This is a genomic window from Kordia zhangzhouensis (assembly GCF_001005305.1).
Lineage (GTDB): Bacteria > Bacteroidota > Bacteroidia > Flavobacteriales > Flavobacteriaceae > Kordia > Kordia zhangzhouensis.
Genome location: NZ_LBMH01000004.1, coordinates 312,970 through 337,300, shown reverse-complemented (window position 1 = coordinate 337,300; position 24,331 = coordinate 312,970). Strand labels below are relative to the sequence as shown.

Below are 24,331 nucleotides of genomic sequence, written 5' to 3'. Positions count from 1 at the left end.
TATGCTATACGAGTTCTAAAATATCATCCAGTGACACTTCGTTGTTTAGGTAACTCTTTATTAGATTTTTATGATAGGTTTCGTCAAACGAAAGACCATTTTGTTTTCCGTTTTTTGCTGTCGTAGTTGTTACTACATAGTTTGAAGTATTTGATGTTTGCAACGGTCGTGAAATCAATCCTTGTACTTGTATACAAATATTTCCTTCGGAATCGCACAAATCAATATCTACTTTAATTGTTTGTTCATTTCCATTAAAGTTGGACGATTTGCGCACCCAAGCGTACATGACTTCTGTACATTTAGAGTAAACTGTTACAGTTTCAACTAAAAATGGTAACAATGCTTTTTGAGGAAGTTTTCCAGCATCAATCATGAGTCCAATAGTCGCTTGGAAAGCACTATCCATTATACTAGGATGTAGTACAAATAAATTGTTCTCATTTTGAAGTATTTCTGGCAAGTGTACTTTTGCCAGTGCCTGATTTTTTCCTATATGTAATGATTGTATTCCTTGGTGTGCTTCACCATATTGCAATCCTGAGTTTGTAAACAAAGTGTACAATTCAGTGCTTTCTATTGTTTTTTGATTCATTTGTGAGGCAAGAGAATCAATAGAAAGTTGAGGTGCTTTTGGTGCTATTTTATATCCTGCTTGTCCTTTACAGTGAATGATTTCTTGTTGTGTATCTGCATCTGTCGAAATGAAACTTCTGATTTCAAAATCAATTTGTTCATTTTCTTCATTTTCAAATAATACAACCGTTACTTGTTTTGACTCTTGTATGGCTATTGGATGCATCCACATGATGTCTTTCAATTCGATAATTGCATCTGAATCATCCGCTGATAGTGATAAAGAAACTGCAGTACGCGCCATTTCTAAATAAGCAACACCTGGCAATACTTTTTGCAATGTGTCATTTAGTTTGACTTGATGATCTCGCAAGAAGAATTCTTCCCCTACAAACACACTACTGAATTGCTGTTGTGAAAAGTCGGATGTGTTGGTATGCACAAGAGGATGCAGTTGTTGTGTTGTGGTAGCAGACTGTATTGTAGTGTTAGTATACGCTTCTGTAGTTTCTATCCAATATCGTTTTTGTGCAAATGGGTAGCCTGGTAAACCAATTCGCTTTGGTTTGTGTTCTCCATACAATACATTCCAATTAAAATTCAATCCTTTTACCCATAATTCTAACAGCTTCGATAGTTTGTTTTCTTTAATCCATTTATGAACTACAGTTTCTTTAAGGTCTTCATCTTGAGCAAAAAGGCGTAATTCGTCTTTGTTTTCATTTGTATCGCCCACATACATCCCTTTTACAAAACTGTTACCTTTTACAAAGTCTTTCAGCTGTGTTAAAAGTTCTTCTATACTGTTTGTATAGAAACCTACACGTGTTTCCATTGGCTCTCTGCCCACTTGTAATGTGTATGCTAATTCTTGTAACTTTAAGCTATGCATATCACTTTCTACAGAGGTAATCAAATCTTGTACTTTTTGTATTAACTGCGCTTTATTTTTAGCCGCCAACGGAATCGCAAATCCATGTACTTTGTACTGTACATTTTTTTGCTGAAACTGTTCCTGTGGTTGATATTCTGCCACTACTAAGTGTGCGTTTGTTCCGCTAAAACCAAAGGAACTAATTGCCGCTTGTCGCTTCTCACTTGAGCTTATGTTCCAATTTTTTAACTTGTCATTTACATAGAAAGGACTGTTGTGTAAATTGATATGTTCATTGAGTTTGGTAAAATTGATGGTAGGTGGTAATTGCTGATTTTTTAAAGAAAGAATTACTTTGATAAATCCTGAAATTCCCGCTGCCCACATGGTATGACCAATATTACTTTTTACTGAGCCTAATGCACAATATGATTTGTTATCAGTATATTTTTTGAACGATTGTTTGAGCGCATCAACTTCGATAGGATCTCCTAATTTGGTGCCTGTTCCGTGTGCTTCTATTAACTGAATTTGTGCAGGATCAATATTAAATTTTTCATATACATCTGTTTCTAAACCTGCTTGCGACTCAGCATTTGGAGCTGTGATACCATTGGTTTTTCCGTCTTGATTCACGCCCCAACCTTCTATAACACCATAAATTCGGTCATTGTCACGTTCTGCATCTTCTAGGCGTTTTAACATTACAACACCGACTGCTTCTCCAGGTACAAACCCATTTGCATTTTGGTCAAATGTATGGCATTTACCATCTTGTGATAGCATTCCTGCCTGTGAAGTCATAATATGCATTGCTGGTGTTGACATAATTCCAACTCCTCCTGCTAAAGCTACATTACAATTTCCTGAAACTAGATTGTCACAAGCTGTTGCCAATGCTACTAACGATGAAGAACAAGCCGTATCAATTGATAAGCACGGACCTTGTAAGTCTAATAAATATGAAATACGTGCGGCTAGGATTGATGAAGAACCACCCGTAAAACCTTGTGCACTTAATCGATGTTCTTTGGATAATTGATGATAATCACTTGCGCCGCAACCTACAAAGACTCCACATTTGGTTCCTGATAAGGAATCGGTATTGTAACCTGCATCTTCAATAGTATGCCAACATGATTGCAAGAATAAACGTTGTTGTGGATCCATACTTTCGGCTTCCACTGGAGATATATTGAAGAATAATGGATCAAATTGATCGTAATTTTCCAATGCTCCCATCCATTTGCTATTGGTTTTTCCTGGCGCAGGATTTCCCGGTTGATAATATTTAGTGTTGTCCCACCTGTTTGGTGTAATCTCACTGATACAGTTTTTACCTGTGGTTAGATTCTCCCAAAATTCTGCTACATTTTTAGCCTTTGGAAATTGTCCTGCAATTCCTATTACCGCAATACGATAATCGTTTTTGGTGGAAGAGGTTATTTTTTGAGTTGAAGCAGCTTTTTGAGTTGTTTTTCCTTGCCATGTAGTCAGCCCATTACGATTGAAAACAGAGCGTTTTGGCAGTGTTTTCTTTGCTTGCACAGGTTTTTGCTCTACTTTCCGTTGTACTTTTTTGACCACTTTTGTCGGCACTGTACGTTTTTCAATTTCTTGCTTTACATATGTACTTAACTCTGTTAAAGTAGGATAACTATACACTTTTGTCGCTTCTATTGAAGTATCAAATTTTGTATTGATTTTACGTACCCAAGTAACTCCTGTAATCGAATCCATCCCTAAATCAACAAATTGAGTATGTTCGTCAACATCTTGCACTTCCATATGCAATTCTTCTGCTAGGAATGTTTTGATTGCTTGTAGTACTTCGCCTTGATTAATCGTATTGATCACTACTTCTTCCACATATTCTTCTACAAATTCCTCTGTAGGACTAACTATATGATTTACAACTTGTGTTGGATTTGGTTTTTCTGTAAAAGTTATCGTATCTATTTGTTCTTTGATGTATTTACTAAAAGAATTTAATGTAGGATAACTATATACTTTGGTTGCTTCAATAGACGTTTGGAATTGATTGTTAATTTTTCGCACCCACGTAACACCTGTAATCGAATCCATCCCTAAGTCTACAAATTGTGTTTCTTCATCAATCAGATTGGTTTCCATATGCAACTCTTCTGCAAGGAACTTTTTGATGGTTTGTAAAACTTCTTTACTCTCTATCGTTTGATTACTTTGTGATTTCTTTTGTTCTTTATCCATAGTTTCAGAAGATTTTTCGGTGGCAACCGTTGTGCCACTTTTGTGAATAAAGTTTTTCTCTATTTGTTGTAATGCATTGTTAGCTCCGACAAATGTTTGTTCGTGCATCGCTAATTCCAACGCATATATGTTCTCAATTTTGCCAAGCTTTTTTGCCACTAATTGATTTTTAAAAGCGATTAGTGTTTCTCTAGAATTTTTTACCAATTGTTTTGCCAATTGCATCGCTTCTTGAACCACAGTATCTTTGCTTGACACCACGAATGGTATTCCTTTTGCTTTTAGTTCGCTACCTGAAAATTCATTGGCTGTTAATAATGTTTCACGAGCCAAATCATATCCTAAAGTTTCAGGGAAAATAAAAGTAGCTCCAGCTCCTGGAGTAAATCCGTAGTTCATATACGGACTCAGGTATTTGCGTTCTTTACTGAAAAAGATAAAGTCGGCAAACATTCCGAATGACCAACCGCCTCCAATAGCATGACCTTGCATCGCTGCAATGACAGGAATATTACATTCCATTGCTAATTGATAGATTTTTGTATCTGTAAATTTGCTTTTCCCTTCTTGAATGGCAACTAATCCTTCTTTAGTTCCTCCTGATGCAAAATAGTTATCATATCCTGTTAGAAGTACAGCTTTGTATTGAGAAGTATTTTTAATATACTCAAATACTTCTATGACACCAGAAACAAAGTCGTTTGTAAACATGTTCTTAGATTCACGTTCTTCCAACCGAACTTCTAAGATTCCTCCTTCATGGGAAATAGCTTTGACTACTTGCGATTGTAATGAAATTTGTCCTTTTTTCGAACCTTCTCCTTTGCGAACTTCTTCAATTTTCCAAGTTGGAAGTTCTTTTAGCTGACTTGTAAAGTTTTTTTGAATTTGATTTTTCCATGTTTCGATGACTACTCTAGGAAATTCAGACCATGACATAGCAGTTTCTTCAGCCGTTGTCATAACATTTTTGACTGCCGTAGATTGAACCATCGGAATTAACGTCTGCAATTCATTTGCAGTATAGGTTTTTTCTAGTAAAAGAAGTTCTTTGCTAGTCAACTCTCCAAAACGATTTGTGAAAATGCGTATTGCTAATTGGGCTAATGTTTCTTTTGCAAGTATTCCATTGGCGGATAAGCTTGCTTTTTCACTATAAACTACCTCATCTCCAAATAAACTTATCAGCCACGATTCTGCCGTAGGATTGTTTTCTAATACTGTAATTATTGGATATTTACACGTACGTATTTGTTCGAGAAGAGCATACAAATCTTCCTCTTTAGCTTTTTCTGGAATAAAGGTTTCATAATCACTTTTTAGAATGATTGGCACATGATTTTGAGTGGTAGTAATCTTTTCAAAGAATGATACAATTTCCTTAACTAAACTCTGAACACCAACTTGCTTGGTTTTCTTGATTGTTATCGTACAGAATTGATTGTCTTTATAGTCAATTTTAAGACTTTTTGAATTTGAGATTTCTACGGTTTCAAAAGTTTTTTTGTCATTATTTTTTGTGATTGTGGTAAGTTGTGATGCTTTTTCAGCGATGTGACGTGCTAAATGTTGCTTGAGTAAGCGCAATGATTTTTGTGATTTCTTAGCCAAATCTTGTACTAAACTTTCTACTGTAGGTAAAACTTTAGAGGACGTAACGATTGGAAACGTCCATCCTTTTTCTATGAGTTGTTTTCCTGTAAAACGTTTGTTTGTAGGGTTTAAAAATTCAATGCTTACTGTTTGTCCAAAACGTTCGTTGAATAGTTCAAAAAGTGCTGTATTAGCAAACAAATGCTCACTAGTATTCGTAAATTGATAGTTACTTTCCTGACTACCAATCATAAAGTCACACAAAGAAGCTACGATGAATCCTACGCCGCTGGTGTTTCCTTGTATGTTTGCTACAATTGGATACGGAAACGAACTGATTTTCTTATACAATTCAAATTGTAGCGCTTCTTCATGTATTGGGTTTCCTCCATGTAAAAACTCTTTTTCAGAACCTTCTATAAGTAATACTTTGATGTCTTTCTGTTTTTGAGCTGTTTGTAATCCATTAACAAGTTGGACTATCATAGACTCAGTAAGTTCAGAATCTAACAATTGTAATTTATAGATTCCGTTGTGGTGATTGACTAAACGGACACTTTTCGATACTGTTTGTATGATGGGTTGCGTATTTTCTGTGGAAAGGTGAACCCGTACTTTTTGTAACGAAGTTTCACTAGTTGCCTGCAACATCATTGCATTAGGTGCTACTAGTTTGATACTAGATGGTTTTTCCAGAGAAGCCGTTTTTATGGTATCGAACGCGGTATCTGTTAGTGAGATTTTATGAGTTGTTATATTTTCAATAAACACTTCTTGTGGAGTCTCTATATTCGTTTCCTCTATTTCTTTTGATGTAGTAACTTCAAGTATTTTTGTGTTTGTTTCTTCTGGTTTGCCTTCTACGGAAGTGGTAAGTGTAAGTCCTATAAGTTCTACACAGCTATTTCCTTCTACATCACAAATATCAATATCTATTTTTATGTCACTTGCATTTAAAATGGTATTGCTACTGAAGCGAATCCAAGCTATTACTTCTTTTTGTAATGGTGATATACAGCGAATTGTATCAATTGAAACTGGAATTAGACTATCAATTGTTAATGGTAATTGATCTACAAGTAACATCAAACTCGCTTGTAAAGCTCCTTCCAGCAAACTTGGATGCATTTCGAATTTGTTAGTTTCTTGTTCAAATTCAGTAGGAATTTGCAATTCGGCTAGTATTTGTTGGTCTCCAACAACTATTTTTTGAACTGATTGATAATACGAACCATATGCAATTACTTTTGGTAGAATTTCATTGTATAATTGATTTCCTTCCAATACATGTGTCATTTGTGCATACAGACTTTCTAAATCTATTGATACTGTTTCTGTTATTTCTATACTTCGAGCAATACCTTGCGCATGAATTTTTGCTTTTTGAGTGTTTTCAGAAGATAGTTCGTAAGCAACTGTCGTATCATCAATAGCAAATAAAGCTGTTTTTGTATGTTGCTCTTTATGAATTTCTATTAATGAGCCAAAATGATGTTCCGTCAGTTCTACCAAATGATTTTCTTCTTTTTCAACTCCTAATGATAATGCCGCAGTAATCATTTCAACACTTGCCATGAATGGTAAAGCATGCACAATACTTGTTTCTTTTTGTAAAGAATAATTTTTGATAAATGTTTCTTCTCCAGAAAAAGTTGTGTTGAATTTTGTTTGATTCACACTCGACACATTTTGATGAATCATTGGATGCAACATTGCTTCGATTGTGACTGAACTTTGATGCTTGTTAGGTGTTACCCAATATCGTTCTTTTGCGAAAGGATACGTTGGTAAACTGATTCGTCGTGGTTTCTTTCCTTCGTATAAAACACTCCAATTAACAGCAACTCCTTTGGTCCACCAAACTAGCAATTCAGAATATTTTTTGCTTTGTATCCAAGCATTCCATTTTTCCTCAAAATGTACGTCAGATTTAAATTCTAAAACTGCTTCTTTATGTTCTCTTATTTGATGTTGACTATATTTTTTGGTATTGATAGCATCTCCCAAATAGGATTCTAACACCTCTGTAAGTTCATGTAAAGATTTTACCGTAAATGCCAGACGTTCGTCCATAGCTTCTCGTCCTAACTGCAACGTGTAAGCAATAGATAATAAATCTATGGTGTTTTCATTTTTATGAATAAAATCTACTAAATCTGCGGCTTTTTCTTTGAGTTGTGATTGATTTCGAGCCGATAAAACAATTGCTACTTCTGTATTAGGTGAATGCTTTGCAAAACTTTCTTTTACTGATTCATATTCTGCCACAATTATATGAGCATTAGCTCCTCCTGCTCCAAAAGATGAAATTCCGGCCATTCGTGGCATATATTCTATCGTTCCATGTATTGTACGCGTTGGTTTATGCCATGTCTGTGTAGCTTTTTGTAGTTTGAATGGTGTTTTTTCAAAATCAATTTCAGGATTCAAAACATCTGCATGTAACGAAGGAACTAACTGTTGGTGCTTAAGTTGTAACAAAATTTTAGTTAGTCCTGCTATTCCTGCGGCTGATTCACAGTGACCTATATTTGATTTTACAGAGCCAATCGCACATTTTTGTGTATTATTTTCTGTGTGTAAAGCACGAGATAGAGCAGCAACTTCTATTGGATCTCCTAAAGCTGTTCCTGTTCCGTGTGCTTCAATATAGCTGATTTCTTCCTTGCTAACTTTAGCATTTTCTAATGCTTTTGTGATTACTGCAGATTGTGCTTTTGGATTTGGAACTGTGTATCCATTGGTCTTCCCTCCTGCATTGATTGCACTTCCTTTAAGAACACCATAAATATGGTCGCCATCTTCTTCTGCTTTGTGTAACGGTTTAAGGATGATGGCTCCAACACCTTCCGCATCAACAAATCCATCAGCATTTTTACCAAATGCTTTGTTTTGATTCCCCGAAGACAACATTGTCATAGCAGATAACTGTACGTAATGTTCTGAATCTATGATAATGTTTACGCCTCCAGCAATGGCACATTCGCTAGTACCATTATAAATACTCTCCAATGCCAAATGAATTGCTGTAAGAGATGATGAGCACGCCGTGTCAACTGCCATAGATGGTCCTTGGAAGTTAAATGTGTATGATACTCTATTGGCTACTGAATAATGGAGTGATTGCGGTGTGTATCGCGAATTCATAATTCCTGCAAAAACTCCTATTTTATCATTGCTCCCTATAGTTTTTGGTGTATATCCAGCATCTTCTATAGCATGATAACAGGTTTGCAAAAACAATCGTTCTTGCGGATCCATTTTTTTAGCATCTTTAGGTGCAATTTTGAAGAATAGCGGATCAAATTTATCTACATCCGTTAAAAATCCTCCCCATTTGGTGTACATTTTTCCTGCTTTCCCTTTTTCAGGATCGTAGTATTCTTCCCAATTCCAGCGATCTTTTGGAATCTCAGTGATACAGTTTTCACCGTTACTTAAATTGTTCCAGAAAGCATCTATGTTTTCTGCTTTAGGATAACGACCACTTACTCCAATAATGGCTACATCTAGTTGAGAACGCGTATTTGGTTGACTCGATTCGTCTTTACGGATAGTTTTAGGAGTCTTTCTGAGAATTTCAAAAGGTCTTTTAACATCTGCAGTGATTGCTGTTTCAACAACAGACGAATTTGTTTCTTCTTCCGTTTCATCAGTAGCGACTAATGCTGTCAGCGCTTCTTTTTTGTGTTCTATAAAGTAGTTTACCAAACCATCAATTGTATTTTCTTCAAAGAATAAAGTACTGGTAATCTCTGGAAATACTTTACGGAATTGATTGGTTAACTGAACCACCATAATCGAATCTAAACCGTAATTTTCGAGTGGTTGTGTAGCTTCGATTTGCTGAGGTTTCATCTTGAGCGACTTTGCGACTAATTCTGTAATGAAAGTAGTTGCTTGTTGTTGTAAGTTTCCTTTAGAAGACACTGATTTTATTGTTCTTTTAGTAGTCTGAGCCTTTGAAACCACTTTTGTTGGTATAGAAACTTTTTTCGGCTTTTGTTGCACTTTTTGTATCACTTTCCCATTGCTTACTGCAGCAATAACTTGTTGTCCATATAGATGCGCTTTTTCTACAGGGAATAGTGTTTGACTGAATCCTTCTTCTTTTAGTATTTTCTCCCAATTTTCTGGGGCAATACCAGGACTTCCTTCTACTCTGATTGCATCATCCTCGTACAACCACCAACCTTCAAGTAATCCAAAAATTAGATGCGTAAATAGCGTCCATGTACTCATTTCATTAATCAATACAATACCTTGATTTTTGAGTACAGCTTTCGTATTACGCATTGTTTGTCGCATGTTTGGTGTAGCATGTAAAACGTTGGTTGCAATAACAATGTCGTAGTAATTACTTTCTACAGTTTGTCCAGCAATAGGTTTGGATACATCTAGAATAGAAGTTGTTAGATTAGGAAATTGAGGTAAATAGTTTTCTTCTGCATGAAGCAAGAAAGCTTTTGACAGGTCGGTGTAGCGATATTCGCTTACTACGGTACCAAATTCTTTTAAAACTGGAAGAACTTTGACAGTCGTTCCTCCAGTTCCTGCGCCAATTTCTAGAATTCTTAGTTGTTTGTTAGGATTGGTTTTTATGAATTCTTGAACGCATACTCGTAGTGTATTACACAATACATCGTTGTAATAATCTACTTGATAGCTTCCTTTGTACACACCTTCTACTAAGTGCAAAGATGAGTTTGGAAATATGACATCTGTTGATTTTATTTCTCCTTTTAAAATGGCTGGTAATGCTCTTAAACAGGTTTCTAATAAGGTAACTTGCTTTTCCCAATTCGGATTTGCATTCCATTTTATTTTCGCTTGCTCCCATTGTTCCCAAACAACTTCGAGTGTTTTGGCATTTTTCTTTAGTTGAGCATTCGCTGTTAGTATGTTTTCTTTTTGTAAATATGAGATGGTAGCAGCTAACCAGCGTTCGAAAAATGATTCTGGTGATTTTTGTAAAGATACATCTGAAATACGTCTTTTTCCTTCTTTTAGCAATCCAACAGATACAAGACTTGAAACGACAATTTCTGTCGCCAATGTATTCATCTGTTCTGGAATTTGAACCGCATTTAATGCCGCTATTTTTTCTTCTGCATCTTGTACTGGTAGTTTTTCTTCTATAGATGCTAAATGAACTGTATTTTCTTTTTCATAAACATATAGTTGTTCTGTAATCGCAAGGTTTGCATTTTTAATTCCATCTTCATGGAGAATTTTATGCAAAGCCATTTGTGCAAAATCTGAACTCATCAAAATTTCTAGAGCTTCCATGCCTTCTTTTGGTTCTATCGAACCTATTCCTTGTTGTGCCATTCGTTCTTTATAAAACGAGTCTGCAACAATTCCTACATTGCCCCAATAACTCCAATTAATGGTTTTTACAGGGTAGTTTTTTTGTTGATCCAAATACTGCGCAAAACTGTCTTTGAAAGTACATCCTGCGGCATAGTTTGATTGTCCTGGCGCTTTAACAAAAGAGGTTAATGAGGAGAAGAATAACATGAAATCAAGATCTAGTTGACCAAACACATGTTCCATATTGATACTGATATCTACTTTGGCTGCCAAACTTTGCTTGAAACGCTCTTCTTCCATAGCTTGTAAACTCTGATCTTTTAAGACAATCGCAGAGTGTACAATTCCGTTGATATTTTGATGTTTTTTTGAAATTTGTTGATATGCATGTTCTAGAGATGCTCTATTCGTTGCGTCTGCTGAAATATAGATTGGCGCTTTTCCTTTGTTTCCTAAAGAATCAATTTTTTGCTGAATTTCCTCATTACATTCTTTCCTACCTATCCAAATTGTTTGCGCATTATAATTTTCAATCATGTATTCTGACCAAATTTCACCAAGTCCGCCTGCACCACCAATTACTACATATACACCATTTTCTTTATATGTTGTAGGATGAGCTATATTACTAGCTATATAAGCAAACTCTTGTTGGAACCATTCCCCTTGACGATATGCCCAAACGTTTCCTTGTTCATTCCACGGAAGTGATAAAGTTGTTACCGCAGAGAGAGAAGATATTGTATCTACATCTAACAATCGGATACTCCAATTTGGATATTCTTTTGCTAGTGATCCTACTAGACCTATTACGCTTGCATGCGTAAATTGTATATGATCTGTATGTTTTACTTTTTGCGTGTTTTGTGTGATGAATGTCCAACGCAAATGAGCATCTGCATAGTTTATTTTTAATAGCGCTTTGACTGCACGATATATTGCTAAGCAGCCTGTTTGTTGTGCTTCTATTGCATTTCCTTCAACTTGTTGGTTTCTTGTTTCAGTTGCCATCCAAACCAATTGATCAAAATTGATGTTTTGAAGTTGGTTGGCAATACTTTCAACCGTTGAGTTTGAAGATATTTTCAAAAAGTCAACATTCGAAAACGCTGTCTTTAACCAATGACTTTGCGATTTTTCAGTACCTATTACAAGTATTTTATCCTCCTGATTAATTTTTTCTGTAGCAGGTAAAGTTGCTAAGTTCCATATTGGCGCAAGGTATTTTAATCCTTTCGCTTCTATACTTTGTTCAAGTTTGGTTTCTTTTGTATCACTTTCATTCAAAAATCTTGCTGAAAATCCTTTGATTTCCACACAAATAACACCTTCACTGTCAGTGAGCGTAATGTCTATCTTTTTGACCGTATCATTTACAGTAGAGCCCTCTGCCAATCGAACATACGCACACATTTTTTGTGTAGTTGATGAAAAGATTTGAACTTTTTCAACAGCGTACGGCAATAATGCTTCATTAGCAGATTCGTCTAAGTTTATTAATAACGCAACACAACTTTGTAACGCACTGTCTAGTATGCTTGGGTGCAATCCAAATACTTCATCGGTATACTGAATTTCTTTCGGTAGTGATAAAGTAGCTATTAATTCATTTGTGTCTGAATAACACGTATTAATTCCCTGAAATGCATTTCCATAAACTACTCCTGTGTTTTCAAAATATGTATAGAATTGAGAAGCTTCCGTTTGAGTAGAAAGTTGATTGTATAGCTGCTGTATATCTATACTTTCTCTTGAAGTTTTAGGTATATATATAGCTTCTCCTTGACAATTTGTAATTGTTTCTTGAGTTGTTTTTGAAATAATTTCAAAGGAGATTAAATCACTTTCTGATGGTGTAATCAAAATTTCTACATCAGTGACATCTGCTACTTCTAATGGGCGTATCCAAAAAATATTTTGTAGCTCCACATCATGTGACTCTTTTAAGCTTGGAATTGATTTTTCCATTGCTACACGAATCATTTCTAGGTAGGCAACTCCTGGGAGAATTGCTTTTCCATGTACTAAATGTTCTTTTAGGAAAAATTCGTCTCCTGTAAATGTTGAGGAAAAACTTTGCTTGCTTAAATCTGATGTGTTTTGTTGTACCAACGGATGCATCGCATAAGATACTTGAGCTCCATTATTTGCAACTTTAGATTCGTGCTGTTCTACCCAATAGCGTTCTTTTGCGAAAGGATAGGTTGGCAAACTTACTCGTTTTGGTTTTTTATCGGTGTAAAATTTATTCCATTCAATTGTTAATCCGTTAACCCAAAGTTTTACTAGTTTTTCGAGCTTTCCGTTTACAATCCAATTTCCTACGGCTTCTTGAAGGTCGGTATCTGTGCTAAATAATGAAAGAGTGTCGTTTTGTGCTGTTGCTGTACCTTCATATATTTCGCTTTTGGTCGCTTCGTTATTGAGATATGCTTGTAGTTTATTTTCTAATTGGTCAATCGAGTTTACTACGAATCCTAAACGTACTTTCATTGCATCTCTTCCTACTTGCAAAGTATAAGCTATCGCTTCAAGGTCTAGATGATGAATGATTGTTCCTTCTACAGTTTCTGTTTTATTATTTTCCTTAATAAAGTTTAATAGGTCTAGCGCTTTTTCTTTGAGTTGGACAGCTGTTTTAGCTGATAAAGGAATGATTACAGATCGAGACTCGTTCGTATGTGAATTGGAAAGTTTTGGGTATTCTTCAATAACCAAGTGAGAATTTGTTCCACTAAAACCAAATGAACTTACACTCGCACGACGTAAAGTATGCGGATTCGTTTTCCATTCTCTCTTTTCAGTATTGACATAAAAAGGAGAATTGTTAAAGTCAAAATGAGCGTTTTCTTTTGTTACATGTAAACTTGGTGGTAAAGTTTGATGTTGTAATGATAACAACACTTTATGAACTCCTGCAATTCCTGCTGCTGCTGTTGTATGTCCGATGTTGCTTTTTACAGAACCTAATGCACAGTAGTTTTTCTTATCTGCACTGTCTCCAAAAACAGTTGCTAATGCTTGTAATTCTATCGGATCACCTAATTTTGTTCCTGTTCCATGAGTTTCTACATAACTAATGGTACTCGGGTCAATATTGTTTTTGGCGTATACTTCTCTTTCAAGAGCAATTTGACTTTTTACACTAGGAGCAGTTATTCCGTTGGTTTTTCCATCTTGATTAATTCCTGACCCTAAAATGACTCCTAGAATATTATCATTGTCTGCTTCTGCATCTTTTAAACGCTTTAAAACTAATGTTCCAACTCCTTCTCCTGGCACAAAACCATTAGCACTATCATCAAATGTTTTGCATTTTCCATCTGGCGAAAGCATTCTTGCCTGACACATACCCATATACGTTTCAGGACCTAACCAAAGACGTACACCTCCTGTAAGTGCCATATCAATTTCGTTATTCAATAACGATTTGCAAGCAATATGCATTGCTACTAATGATGATGAACACGCAGTATCAATTGTAATTGCTGGCCCTTTTAAGTTTAAGAAATAAGCAATTCTTGCAGCTGCAATTGCAGCGTTATTACTTGTTATGTTTGGCGAGATGGCATTGTTTTGCTTGATATGCCATGAATATTCACTTTGTTCTAAGCCGAGATAGACTCCACATTTAATTTCTTTTAGAGATTCTCCTGAGTATCCTGCATCTTCAAATGCTTTGTAACTTTCTTGTAAGAATAAACGATGCTCTGGATCCATATACATTGCTTCCTGCGGAGATATTTTGAAGAATAATGGATCAAATACATCTACATCATTCAACATTCCCATCCATTTACAGTATATTTTTCCTTCTTTTTCTGGATCAGGATCGTAATATGAATCAATATTCCAACGACTGTTAGGAATTTCCGAAACTGCATCTACTCCATTTTCAAGATTTTCCCAATACTGCTGTAAATTGTCTGCTTTTGGATATTTTCCAGACATCCCAATGATTGCTATTTTATCTTCTTCTGTATGCTTGTGTGAGGTAGAAGCATTGGTCAGTGCATAGCCGTTTTTAAGAACGTTGGCATGAATTGTCGCTCTTCTTCTGGACAAAACTGGATATTTTGTCCCAAAGTTTGAGGTGGTTTTTTGATCAATTCTTGCAACTGCTTTTATTTCTTTCGTAACATTTGCTATTGATTTTTTAACTGGTTTGGTATGCTTTTTTAAGTGCGAACTAACATATCCTGCTAGTTCTTTAATGTTTGGATAATCGTATACAATAACATTAGAAATCGCTGTACCAAATGTGTTATTAATTGCAATCGCCAATTCTACGCCTAGAATAGAATTCAGTCCCATATCTACAAATGTTTGCTCTATGGATACTTCTGTAGACTTGATATCTAGAATTTCTTTTAAGATTTGTTGAAGTTCTTCTTGAACACTTTCTAGCGAATATTGTGGTATTTCTTGTTCTAAATGTGAATTTTCGGAGATTGAAACAGCCGCATCTTTTGTACTTTTTTCATTTAATACATGTGACTTGATAATTTCAGAAATACCTTCTACTACTAGACTCTGACTACAGTTGGTTGTTAAGCTCGTGTAAAACGCGTCCAGTCCTGTTTGTGTTTCCAAGCTCTGCATTCCGATGGTTTGTCTTACCATTTGTTCGGTGGCTTCATCAATTCCCATACCGCCATCTTTCCAAAGTGGCCAGTTGATGGAAAGTGTTTTACCTTTTCTTTGTCCTTTTTGGACTAAATCATTTCTATAATATGCAAATTGATCCATAAAACTGTTGGCAGCAGCATAATCTGCCTGTCCTACAAACCCAATTGCTGCAGCTATTGACGAGAAAAACACTATAAAGTCTATGTCAATCTCTGCTGTAGCTTTGTCAATGTATATTGTTCCGTCTACTTTTGGAGTGAGTACTTTGGAGTATTCTTCTGCAGATTTTTCGACGATAAAGTTATCGGCTATCATTCCTGCGCAGTGTAATATTCCATTGAGTTGAGTGTACTCTTGTATAATTTCGATAAAGAAATTTTGTACTTCTTCTTCTTTGGATAAGTCTAATTGTTTATACTGTACTGTTCCTTGAAACTGATTTAGTTTTCTAAGTATTTCTTTTTTGGAATTGGAAAGCTCTGAACGTCCTGTAAGTATGATGGTAGCATTTTGTGTTTTTTGCAAGATTTCTTTACAGAAAATTGTTCCCAAACCTCCTAATCCACCAGTAATTACATATACTCCTTGATCTTTATATACGACTTCGTTTGTAGTCGCTTTTAGTGGCTGTTCTTCCCATTGAAACGTGTATCTTTTTTTATGCTCATATTTTATGACTAAGTCGTCATTTTGTACTGTCTGATCTTTTAATAATTGAAGAATTTCATTTTCAGTTGCTTCAGGAGACACTAACAAAATTTGCCCTGTTATTTGTGTATTTTCTAACATGGCAGTTCGCATCAAACCATAAATTCCTGCATAAAGAACATGTGATTCTTTCATTGGAATTACAAACCAAATGTGTTGTGCTCCAGTTGGCTTTTTTTTCTGAATACTTTTGATTAAATCAAAACATTGTAATGCATATTGATGGTAGTGTTCATGCAAACTTTCTTTTGTCAATTCAATATGTGTACAGTGATGATGTGCAATTGCTGCTTCAAGAGACTCTTTTTTTACCTGAGGAAAATCTAATAAAACGGTATGATACTGTGCTACATTTCGCTTTTGAGTTCCTTTTATTGGGTTTTCTTTCCAAGTAGGTGTAAAAAATAATTTTTGAATAGCTTGTTTATGAGGTTCTGTTTCAACAGATGATAGTTGTTTTCCAAAAGAAAAGTTAATGAATCGGACACATACATTTCCTAAAGTATCACATATATCAATCTGTAATGTGAATATATTTTCTTCCAGTACTAATGTATCATTCAAAGAGATAACTATGCATACTTCTTTTTCTAATGGCTGAATTACTTGTATTTCATCACAACCTATAGCGTACGATTCGTGAGTACTACTTTCTATTTCTGTGAGGACATTGCGTATGTATTCTATAAGTTTTGGATGTAGTATCAACTCTTCTTGATACTGCAAAATATTTTCAGGAAGATCAATCATCGCCATTAGTTTATGGGATGACGCATATAACTCGTTAAGACCATTGGAATGATTTCGAATTGTTTGCGCTTCCAAGTCCGTAAGTAACTGTTGAATGTTTTGCTTGTGTGGTAACACTTGGTCACTAAACGTGACTTTTCCCTGGCAGTGTACTATTTCTTCCTCATTTTCTTCACTAAAGATATCAAAATGTAAAGCTACGGTTTCATCTTTAGTTGGTAATGCCGCCGTAAAAGCTACGGATATATTTTTATCATCTGCCAATATAAATGGTGTAGACCAAATTACATTGTGTAAAATGAGTTGTTCTTCTTCATGTATTGCATTGGTAGCATGTATTGCTCCTACTCGTGCCATTTCCAAACAACTGAAAGCCGGTAATATTTTCTTCGTGTGTTTTTCTTCGGAATTGTAGTGTGCTTTGAGGAAAAATTCATCTCCTTTGAAATGAGAACTATACCGTTGTTCAAAAATAGTAGATGTATTTTGGTGCAGTAAGCTATTTATTTTTTCTGCCTCTCCTGCAGAATTTCCAACACCTTTTTCCTCGTTTTCTGTTTGTATCCAGTATTCTTCTTTTGCAAAAGGATACGTAGGCAGATTGATACGTGCTATTTTTTCTTCACTATTGTAGAATTTATACCAATCTAAATCCAATCCATTTACCCATAGCATGAGTAAATTTGTAAGTTTTTTATCAGTAATCCAACGTTCGATTGTTTGTTGAAATTCTGCCTCTTTTTTTAGAAGATTAAATGTTTTGTCTGGATAGTTTTTGTTTCCTTGATCAAAAGCTTCAATTTCTTGCTCATCGTTGATGTATTGTAGTAATTTTTCTTCCAATTCTTCTAAAGAACTTACCACAAAACCAAGTCGCTCATTCATCGCTTCTCTACCAACTTGGAGTGTATACGCTAAAGACGTCAAGTTAAAATTTGAATCATTTGTACTTTTTCGTACTGCATCAAGCAATGCAATAGTTCTTTGCTTGAGTTGCTCTTTATTGCGTGCTGATAAAGGGATAAGTACTTTGCCTTCTCCTCTTCCTAGTGAGTTCTCGTTATCAGTTTTTACTGTATCAGGTATGTATTCTTGAAGAATGATATGAGCATTGGAACCACCTGCCCCAAAAGACGAAATTCCCGCAATTCGAGGTTTCTCTTTATCATTTACAAAAGGGCGTTCCCAACTATGTTCGTGCGTGGCAACTTGAAAGGCTGTTCGTTCAAAGTTAATATTCGGATTCAGGTTCTCGGCATGTAAACTCGGTACAATTGTACCATGTTTCATTTGCAGTAATACTTTGGTAAGTCCTGAAATTCCTGCAGCAGCTTCTAAATGTCCAATGTTTGATTTGACAGATCCAATAGCACAATAGTTCTTTTCATTTGTATAGGCTTCAAAAGCTTTTTTCAAACCATCAACTTCAATAGGATCTCCTAACTCAGTACCTGTTCCATGTGCTTCAATATAACTAATGTCGCGCGCATGAATTCCTGCTTTTTGTATCGCTGTTTTTATAAGTTCGGATTGTGAAGCTGGACTTGGTACTGTATATCCATTGGTTTTTCCACCATGATTTACATGTGTAGATAAGATAACTCCATGAATAACGTCTTTGTCTTTCACTGCTTCTGAAAGCGGCTTCAACAATACCACGCCAACGCCTTCTCCTGGTACAAATCCATTTCCTCCTAAACCGAAACTTTTACATTGTCCGTCAATAGAGAGCATGTGTTGTGAAGACAAGTAACTATAGGTTGAAGGATGCAAATATAAATTTACACCACCAGCAAAAGCAATACTACATTCGCCTCTATGAATGTGTTCACACGCTTCATGAATTGCCGTAAGTGATGACGAACACATGGTATCTATTGGCATACTAGGTCCTTTAATATCTAGTACGTACGACAATCTATTTGCTACCGAACTAAAAGAAGATCTTGGCTGAAATTTTTGATTGGAGGTTCTGTAAAAAGGAGCTTTGAGCTCAAAACCATTTTTAGTTACACCTGCAAAAACACCTACTTTTTGATGATATTTTTCTTTAAGATCATTTTTTGTGTAACCTGAAGCTTCTAAAGCTCGCCATGATTCTTGCAAAAACAAGCGTTCGTGCGGATCTATGTTTAGTGCTTCTCTTGGAGAAATTCCAAAAAATAATGGATCGAATTGTGAAAATTCATCTATAAATCCACCCCATTTTGAATAACTTTTTCCTTCTTGAACTGCTTTTTGTACATCTGGTTCGTAAAAGTCTTCTAAACTCCAACGAGTTGACGGAATTTCGGTTATGCTATTTTTTCCTTCCTTAAGGTTTTCCCAAAACTCATCTATATTTTTTGCTTCTGGATAAATTCCACTAATTCCAATAATGGCAATAGGTTCTTTATGATGTGAACTTTTTTGCGAATTTCTAGAAGCATTTTCCTCTTCATTCTTACTACTATTAACAGCAGTATAGTGTGTTTTATTTTCTGCAATAGTCGAGAACTCGTCTAAAGCAATATTTGTCCACTTTGCACATGTTTCAGTAAATTCAGTAACCAAATATGTGGTTATATCATGAAGTGTTTGATATTCAAAAAAGATTGTTTTGGAAATTGTATCAAAGGTTTTTGATAATTTTTGGTTGAGTTGATTGATAAAAATAGAATCAATTCCGTATGCAGAAAATGATTCGTGTTCATCTACTTTATCAACGGCAAAACCTAATACTTCTCCAAAAAGTTCTTTTGTTTTATGGAGTGTTTTTTGAAAGATGGTTTCACGATCTGTTTCTGTGTAATGTTGTGATTGATCTACATTTGTATTGGAAGGTTTTAAGCCTTCTAGCGTCGCTAATAACTTATCTTTTTCCCCTTCCATAACCAATAGCTGACTATGTTTTTGTGTCAATCCATGATAAAAAGCCGCAATCCCTGTTTTGGTTTCCATAGGAACCATTCCGGTTTCTTCTTCAATAATGTCTAAACTAGATTGATGAATTTCCATACCTCCATCTTTCCAAAATGGCCAATTAATTGACAAAGTATGTCCTGAACGTTCTTCTTGATTGACCAATGCATTTCGTGTTGCAGCAAATTGATCCATGAATCCATTTGCTGTTGCATAATCTACTTGTCCAACATTACCAACCACACTAAAAATTGAAGAGAACAGCACAAAGAAATCTAATTTCTCATCTTTGGTTGCGCGGTCTAGATGTATAGTTCCAATTACTTTAGGAGTCAAAACTTGTTCAAATTCTTCTGTCGATTTCTTGATGATGAAATTGTCTTGAACCATTCCCGCACAGTGAATAATTCCGTCCAACTTTCCATGAGTTTCAGTAATAAAAGTTATCAGGTTTTTTACCTCATCGTACGTTTCTAGTGTATTTTTTTGATAGTGAATGTTTTTCTTTTCTCCTGCTAGCTCCGCTATTTTATTCTTTTTTTCTAGTGTCAATTCAGATCTACCAGTTACTATAATCGTTGCACTAGAAGTCTGTTTATTGATTTCTTCTATAAAGATTGTTCCTAATCCACCAAGTCCACCAGTTAATAGGTATATACCTTTTTCTTTAAAAGCTATTTCTTCCTCTTTTGTAGGATTTACAATGGTGTCCCAACGCCAAACTTTGCGTTCGTTTTCTTCATATTTCACAAAAAGTTCTGAAGGTTGTGACTGGTTTTCAATTAATTGATTGGATAATTGTGAAAGTTTTATTCTTGGATCTACACAAATAATTTGTCCATAAATAGATGGATATTCTGTGTGTAATGTTCGCAACATTCCAGATACTCCGAAACTTAAAGAGTTGCTACTTGATGTAGGTACAACAACTTGAATAAGTAGTTTTTCTGCTGATTTTTCCTTGACTATTTTTTGAATGTTTTCAAAACATCCAATGGCAATTTCAGTATAAATTTTAGCTACATCTTTCTTTTTGGAAGAAATGATTGAAAAATTCGTAGCGGGTAAAGCTCGTTTTAAACGTTTTCCTACAGAAGAAGGAAATCCGCAAAGCAACATGTATTTTTCTGAAAAATAATTTTCGTCGTTCGTGCTTCTTCCTTTAGATTTGATGGCTTTCCATTGAGGAGTTCCGTATATAGTTGATTTTTCCTTTATAGGTTCAAGAACTCTGGCTGAAGTAGTTGTCTCATCAATCCAATAGTATTCTTTAGCAAACGGGTATGTTGGTAAACTGATTAATTTAGGTTTTTCAGAAGTTTTATAATACTTCTCCCAATTTACAACGTGCCCAGATGTCCAATATTCCGCTAATGATGAAATTGTATGTTGTGTAATTTCTGTTGGAAGGTTTTTTTGTTGGTTTGATACTGTTTTTAAGCTATCCCAAGTGGTTTTATCAGCAACTTTGTGTATCCATTTGTTTAGTTTTTCTTGAAGTTCTTCAAAAGTGGCTGCTTGTATCGCTAAACGATGCTTCATTGCCGTTCTCCCTACTTGCCAACTATAAATAGCATCTGTATAATGAACTGTAGAAGCATAAGTATTTATCCAAGTAAGAACTTTTTCTGCATATGCACGCAACCGTTTTTCGTTTTTTGCCGATAAAACAAATAGGTTTGGATGTTTACCTGTATTTATTTTTGACTGTTCTTCAGAAATAAACTCTTCTATAACCACATGCGCATTGGTTCCTCCTGAACCAAAACTACTTACACCTGCAATGAAAGGATGCTTTGCATCCCACGATTTTAAAGTGTTTTGAATGTGTATCGGCGAGTTTTCTATGTGTATTTTTGGGTTGAGTTCTGAAAAATGAATGCTTGCAGGTAGTTGTTTATGCTTCATTGCCAAGATAACTTTTAGCATTCCTGTCATTCCTGCAGCCGATTCTAAATGGCCCACATTACTTTTTATAGAACCAATTGAACATTGTTTCGGTAAGGCTGAAGACTGATAATTTTCAAAAGCATTTTTTATTCCTTGAACTTCAATAGGATCTCCTAAAGAAGTTCCTGTACCATGTGCTTCAAGATATGAAATGTCTTTACTAGAAATTCCTGCATTCTTCCATGCGCTCATCAGTAATTCACTTTGCTTTTTAGGATTAGGAACTGTTAATCCTGCTGCCAATCCACCATGATTGATAGCACTTCCTTTAAGTACTGCATGAATTTGATCTTGATCTTTTATTGCATTGGCTAAAGGTTTTAAAAGCATCACAACAGCTCCTTCTGAACGAACATAGCCATTGGCTTCTTTATCAAACACTTTGCATTTTGCTTCTGGAGATAACATTCCTGCTTTGTGATAAGCAATTGATAAGTCGGGATGGCATATTAGGTTGACACCTCCAACTAACGCCGTTTCACATTCGCCTGCATGAAGTGATTGTAAAGCCGTATGTATTGCTACTAATGATGATGAGCATGCGGTATCAATTAGCAAACTCGGTCCAGACAAGTCAAAGTAATATGACAGTCTATTTGCTAATATGGCTAACGAGCTGCCTACAGCATGATGTGCTTCTACTTCTAGTTTTGCGTCTTGTACTTTTCTGCTGTAATCCGCATTACTTGCTCCTACAAACACACCTGTTTGAGAGCCTACTAATTTTTCTGGAGTGATTCCTGCATCTTCCAAACAAGCCCAAGCCAATTCAAGAAGTATACGTTGTTGCGGATCAGTAATTTGAGCTTCTTTAGGAGAAATTCTGAAGAAAGCCGCATCAAAAGCCGCAGCATCTTCCATAAAACCTCCTTGGTCTATTCCTGTAAATTCAGAACTTTTTGGCCAAGATCCTCTTTGTTTTGGATATGATCCAATTACACTTTTTTCTGCTTTTAAAACGTTCCACAAATCTTCTACGGAAGTAATATTACCTGGCAATTTACAGGACATACCAATAATTGCTACATCTGTATCTGTTATATTATTTTTTACTTGCGAAGATGATGATTGGTTTGTCGTTTCATTAGCTGGATTGATTTTTTGAGTTACATCTAGTGCTAATTTTTTTCCGACATAGTCGAGAACTTTAGAAACAGTATTGTATTCAAAGAAAAAGCCTGCTTCTAATCGTTGCTCAATTCTTTTTTCAATTTGTCGTTGTAACATTTGAAGATCAACAGAGTTTAATCCCATCTCCATTAATGGTTGTGTTGTATCAACATTTGTTGTATCTACAGCAAGAAGATGGGCAACTGTTTCAAGGATAAAAGTTTGAATGGAAGATTCATTTGATACTTCTTTAAAGTTTATTGCCTCCTTTTTGCTTGCATGTACTCGCTCGTTCAAGTTTGTATATTGTACCAATACTCCATTTCCTTCATTGATGATGTCTCTTTCGCGATAGTTGGCTAAGCTCTTAACAATTTTAGCTCCGTGGTTTTGATGAAAAGCCATGATTGGATCTTGGTTTTCTCCTTGTAATTGTATGTATTCGTCAAAAGAATAACCATCGCCTTTATTGTAATTTTTACAGATAGAAACTGCTACAATTTCCTCAATACCAGCCAATAGACTACATCTTTGCAACATAAACTCTAGCAACTGATCTCCGTAATTGAAAACCTGAACATTGGGATGAATGTTTACCGCTAAGAGTTGCATCACGTTGCCATTAGTGTTGTGCAATTGATGCACAGTATCCATAGTTGCTTTTTCCAACTGTGCTTTGTCTGCAATTTGTTGACTGTATATTACACCAACCACAGTTTCTTGTTTTTCTAATACAAATTGTCCCTGAGGGAATGTGTGTACTCGCTGTTCAATAGCTTCTTTTGAAGCACGTATATGTGATTGCCAGCAAAGTTTTTCAAGTGTATCTAACGCCTCTAAATCATTTACAGAAGCTGCACGAATTATATATTCTCTTTTGGTTATGTGATGAAAAGTAATTTCTTTTCCGTTTTTTGAATCTTGATAACGCTTAGATAGTTTTTCTGTAAAAAGTCCCACAGCAGCAGCACATGTAATAAATTCTTCTGTATTAATAGTGCTTGTAGTATGTTCGTTTAAGAAAAGTAGTTGGCCGTTATGCATTTGATCGGCATATACACCTAAGTATTTTTCCCAAGTAGCTTTATCGCTATTGTTTTTTGGAAATGTTTTCGGATTAACAAAAGAATGAATGTATACTACTTTTTGATCTTTGTCGATTTCAAGTGCTTGTAATGCTTTCTTCAATCCTTCTACTTGATGAATATCTCCTTGAAAAAATCGTGCATTGACCTTTTTTGTATCTATTTTCTTAACAATTGCATTGATTGCGTTTTGAGAAGAATCGACCCCATAAAAATACAACGGATTATCCTTGAGATGTTTACCGCGTAACGTGTTACTTGAAATCGTTTGATAGATTTCTTGAAGCAGCATGCCTTCGGCACAACCTACATTCACTATGTGCTGTGGTTGTTGGTCTAAAGATTGATTAAATATTTCTGTAATTGCAGAACGCAAGTCATTTAAATATTTTTCACTAATCATTACTTCTGTTATTGTTTGGTTGGTGTATGGTTAAATATGTTTTACGTTTAAAGTGTAGGCACATATTAAGGCCTCCTTACTGGAAGAATATGATTGCTAAAACTTCACGAAAATGAATATCTCGACAGGATGTGTTTAATATATGTCTTAAACACTCCTGCAAAGGATTTTGTGAAATTTTCTAGCAATCGCCAGATACTATTTAAAATT

General features: G+C 35.3%; 1 protein-coding gene. It reads right to left on the bottom strand.

Annotated features, from left to right (window positions below; translation table 11 throughout):
- Positions 1 to 4: 4 nt before the first annotated feature.
- Complete coding sequence (locus AA088_RS18235) at positions 5 to 24,121, bottom strand: SDR family NAD(P)-dependent oxidoreductase (protein WP_046744427.1); 24,117 nt, start codon at positions 24,119 to 24,121, stop codon at positions 5 to 7.
- Between the last annotated feature and the right edge of the window lie 210 nt (positions 24,122 to 24,331).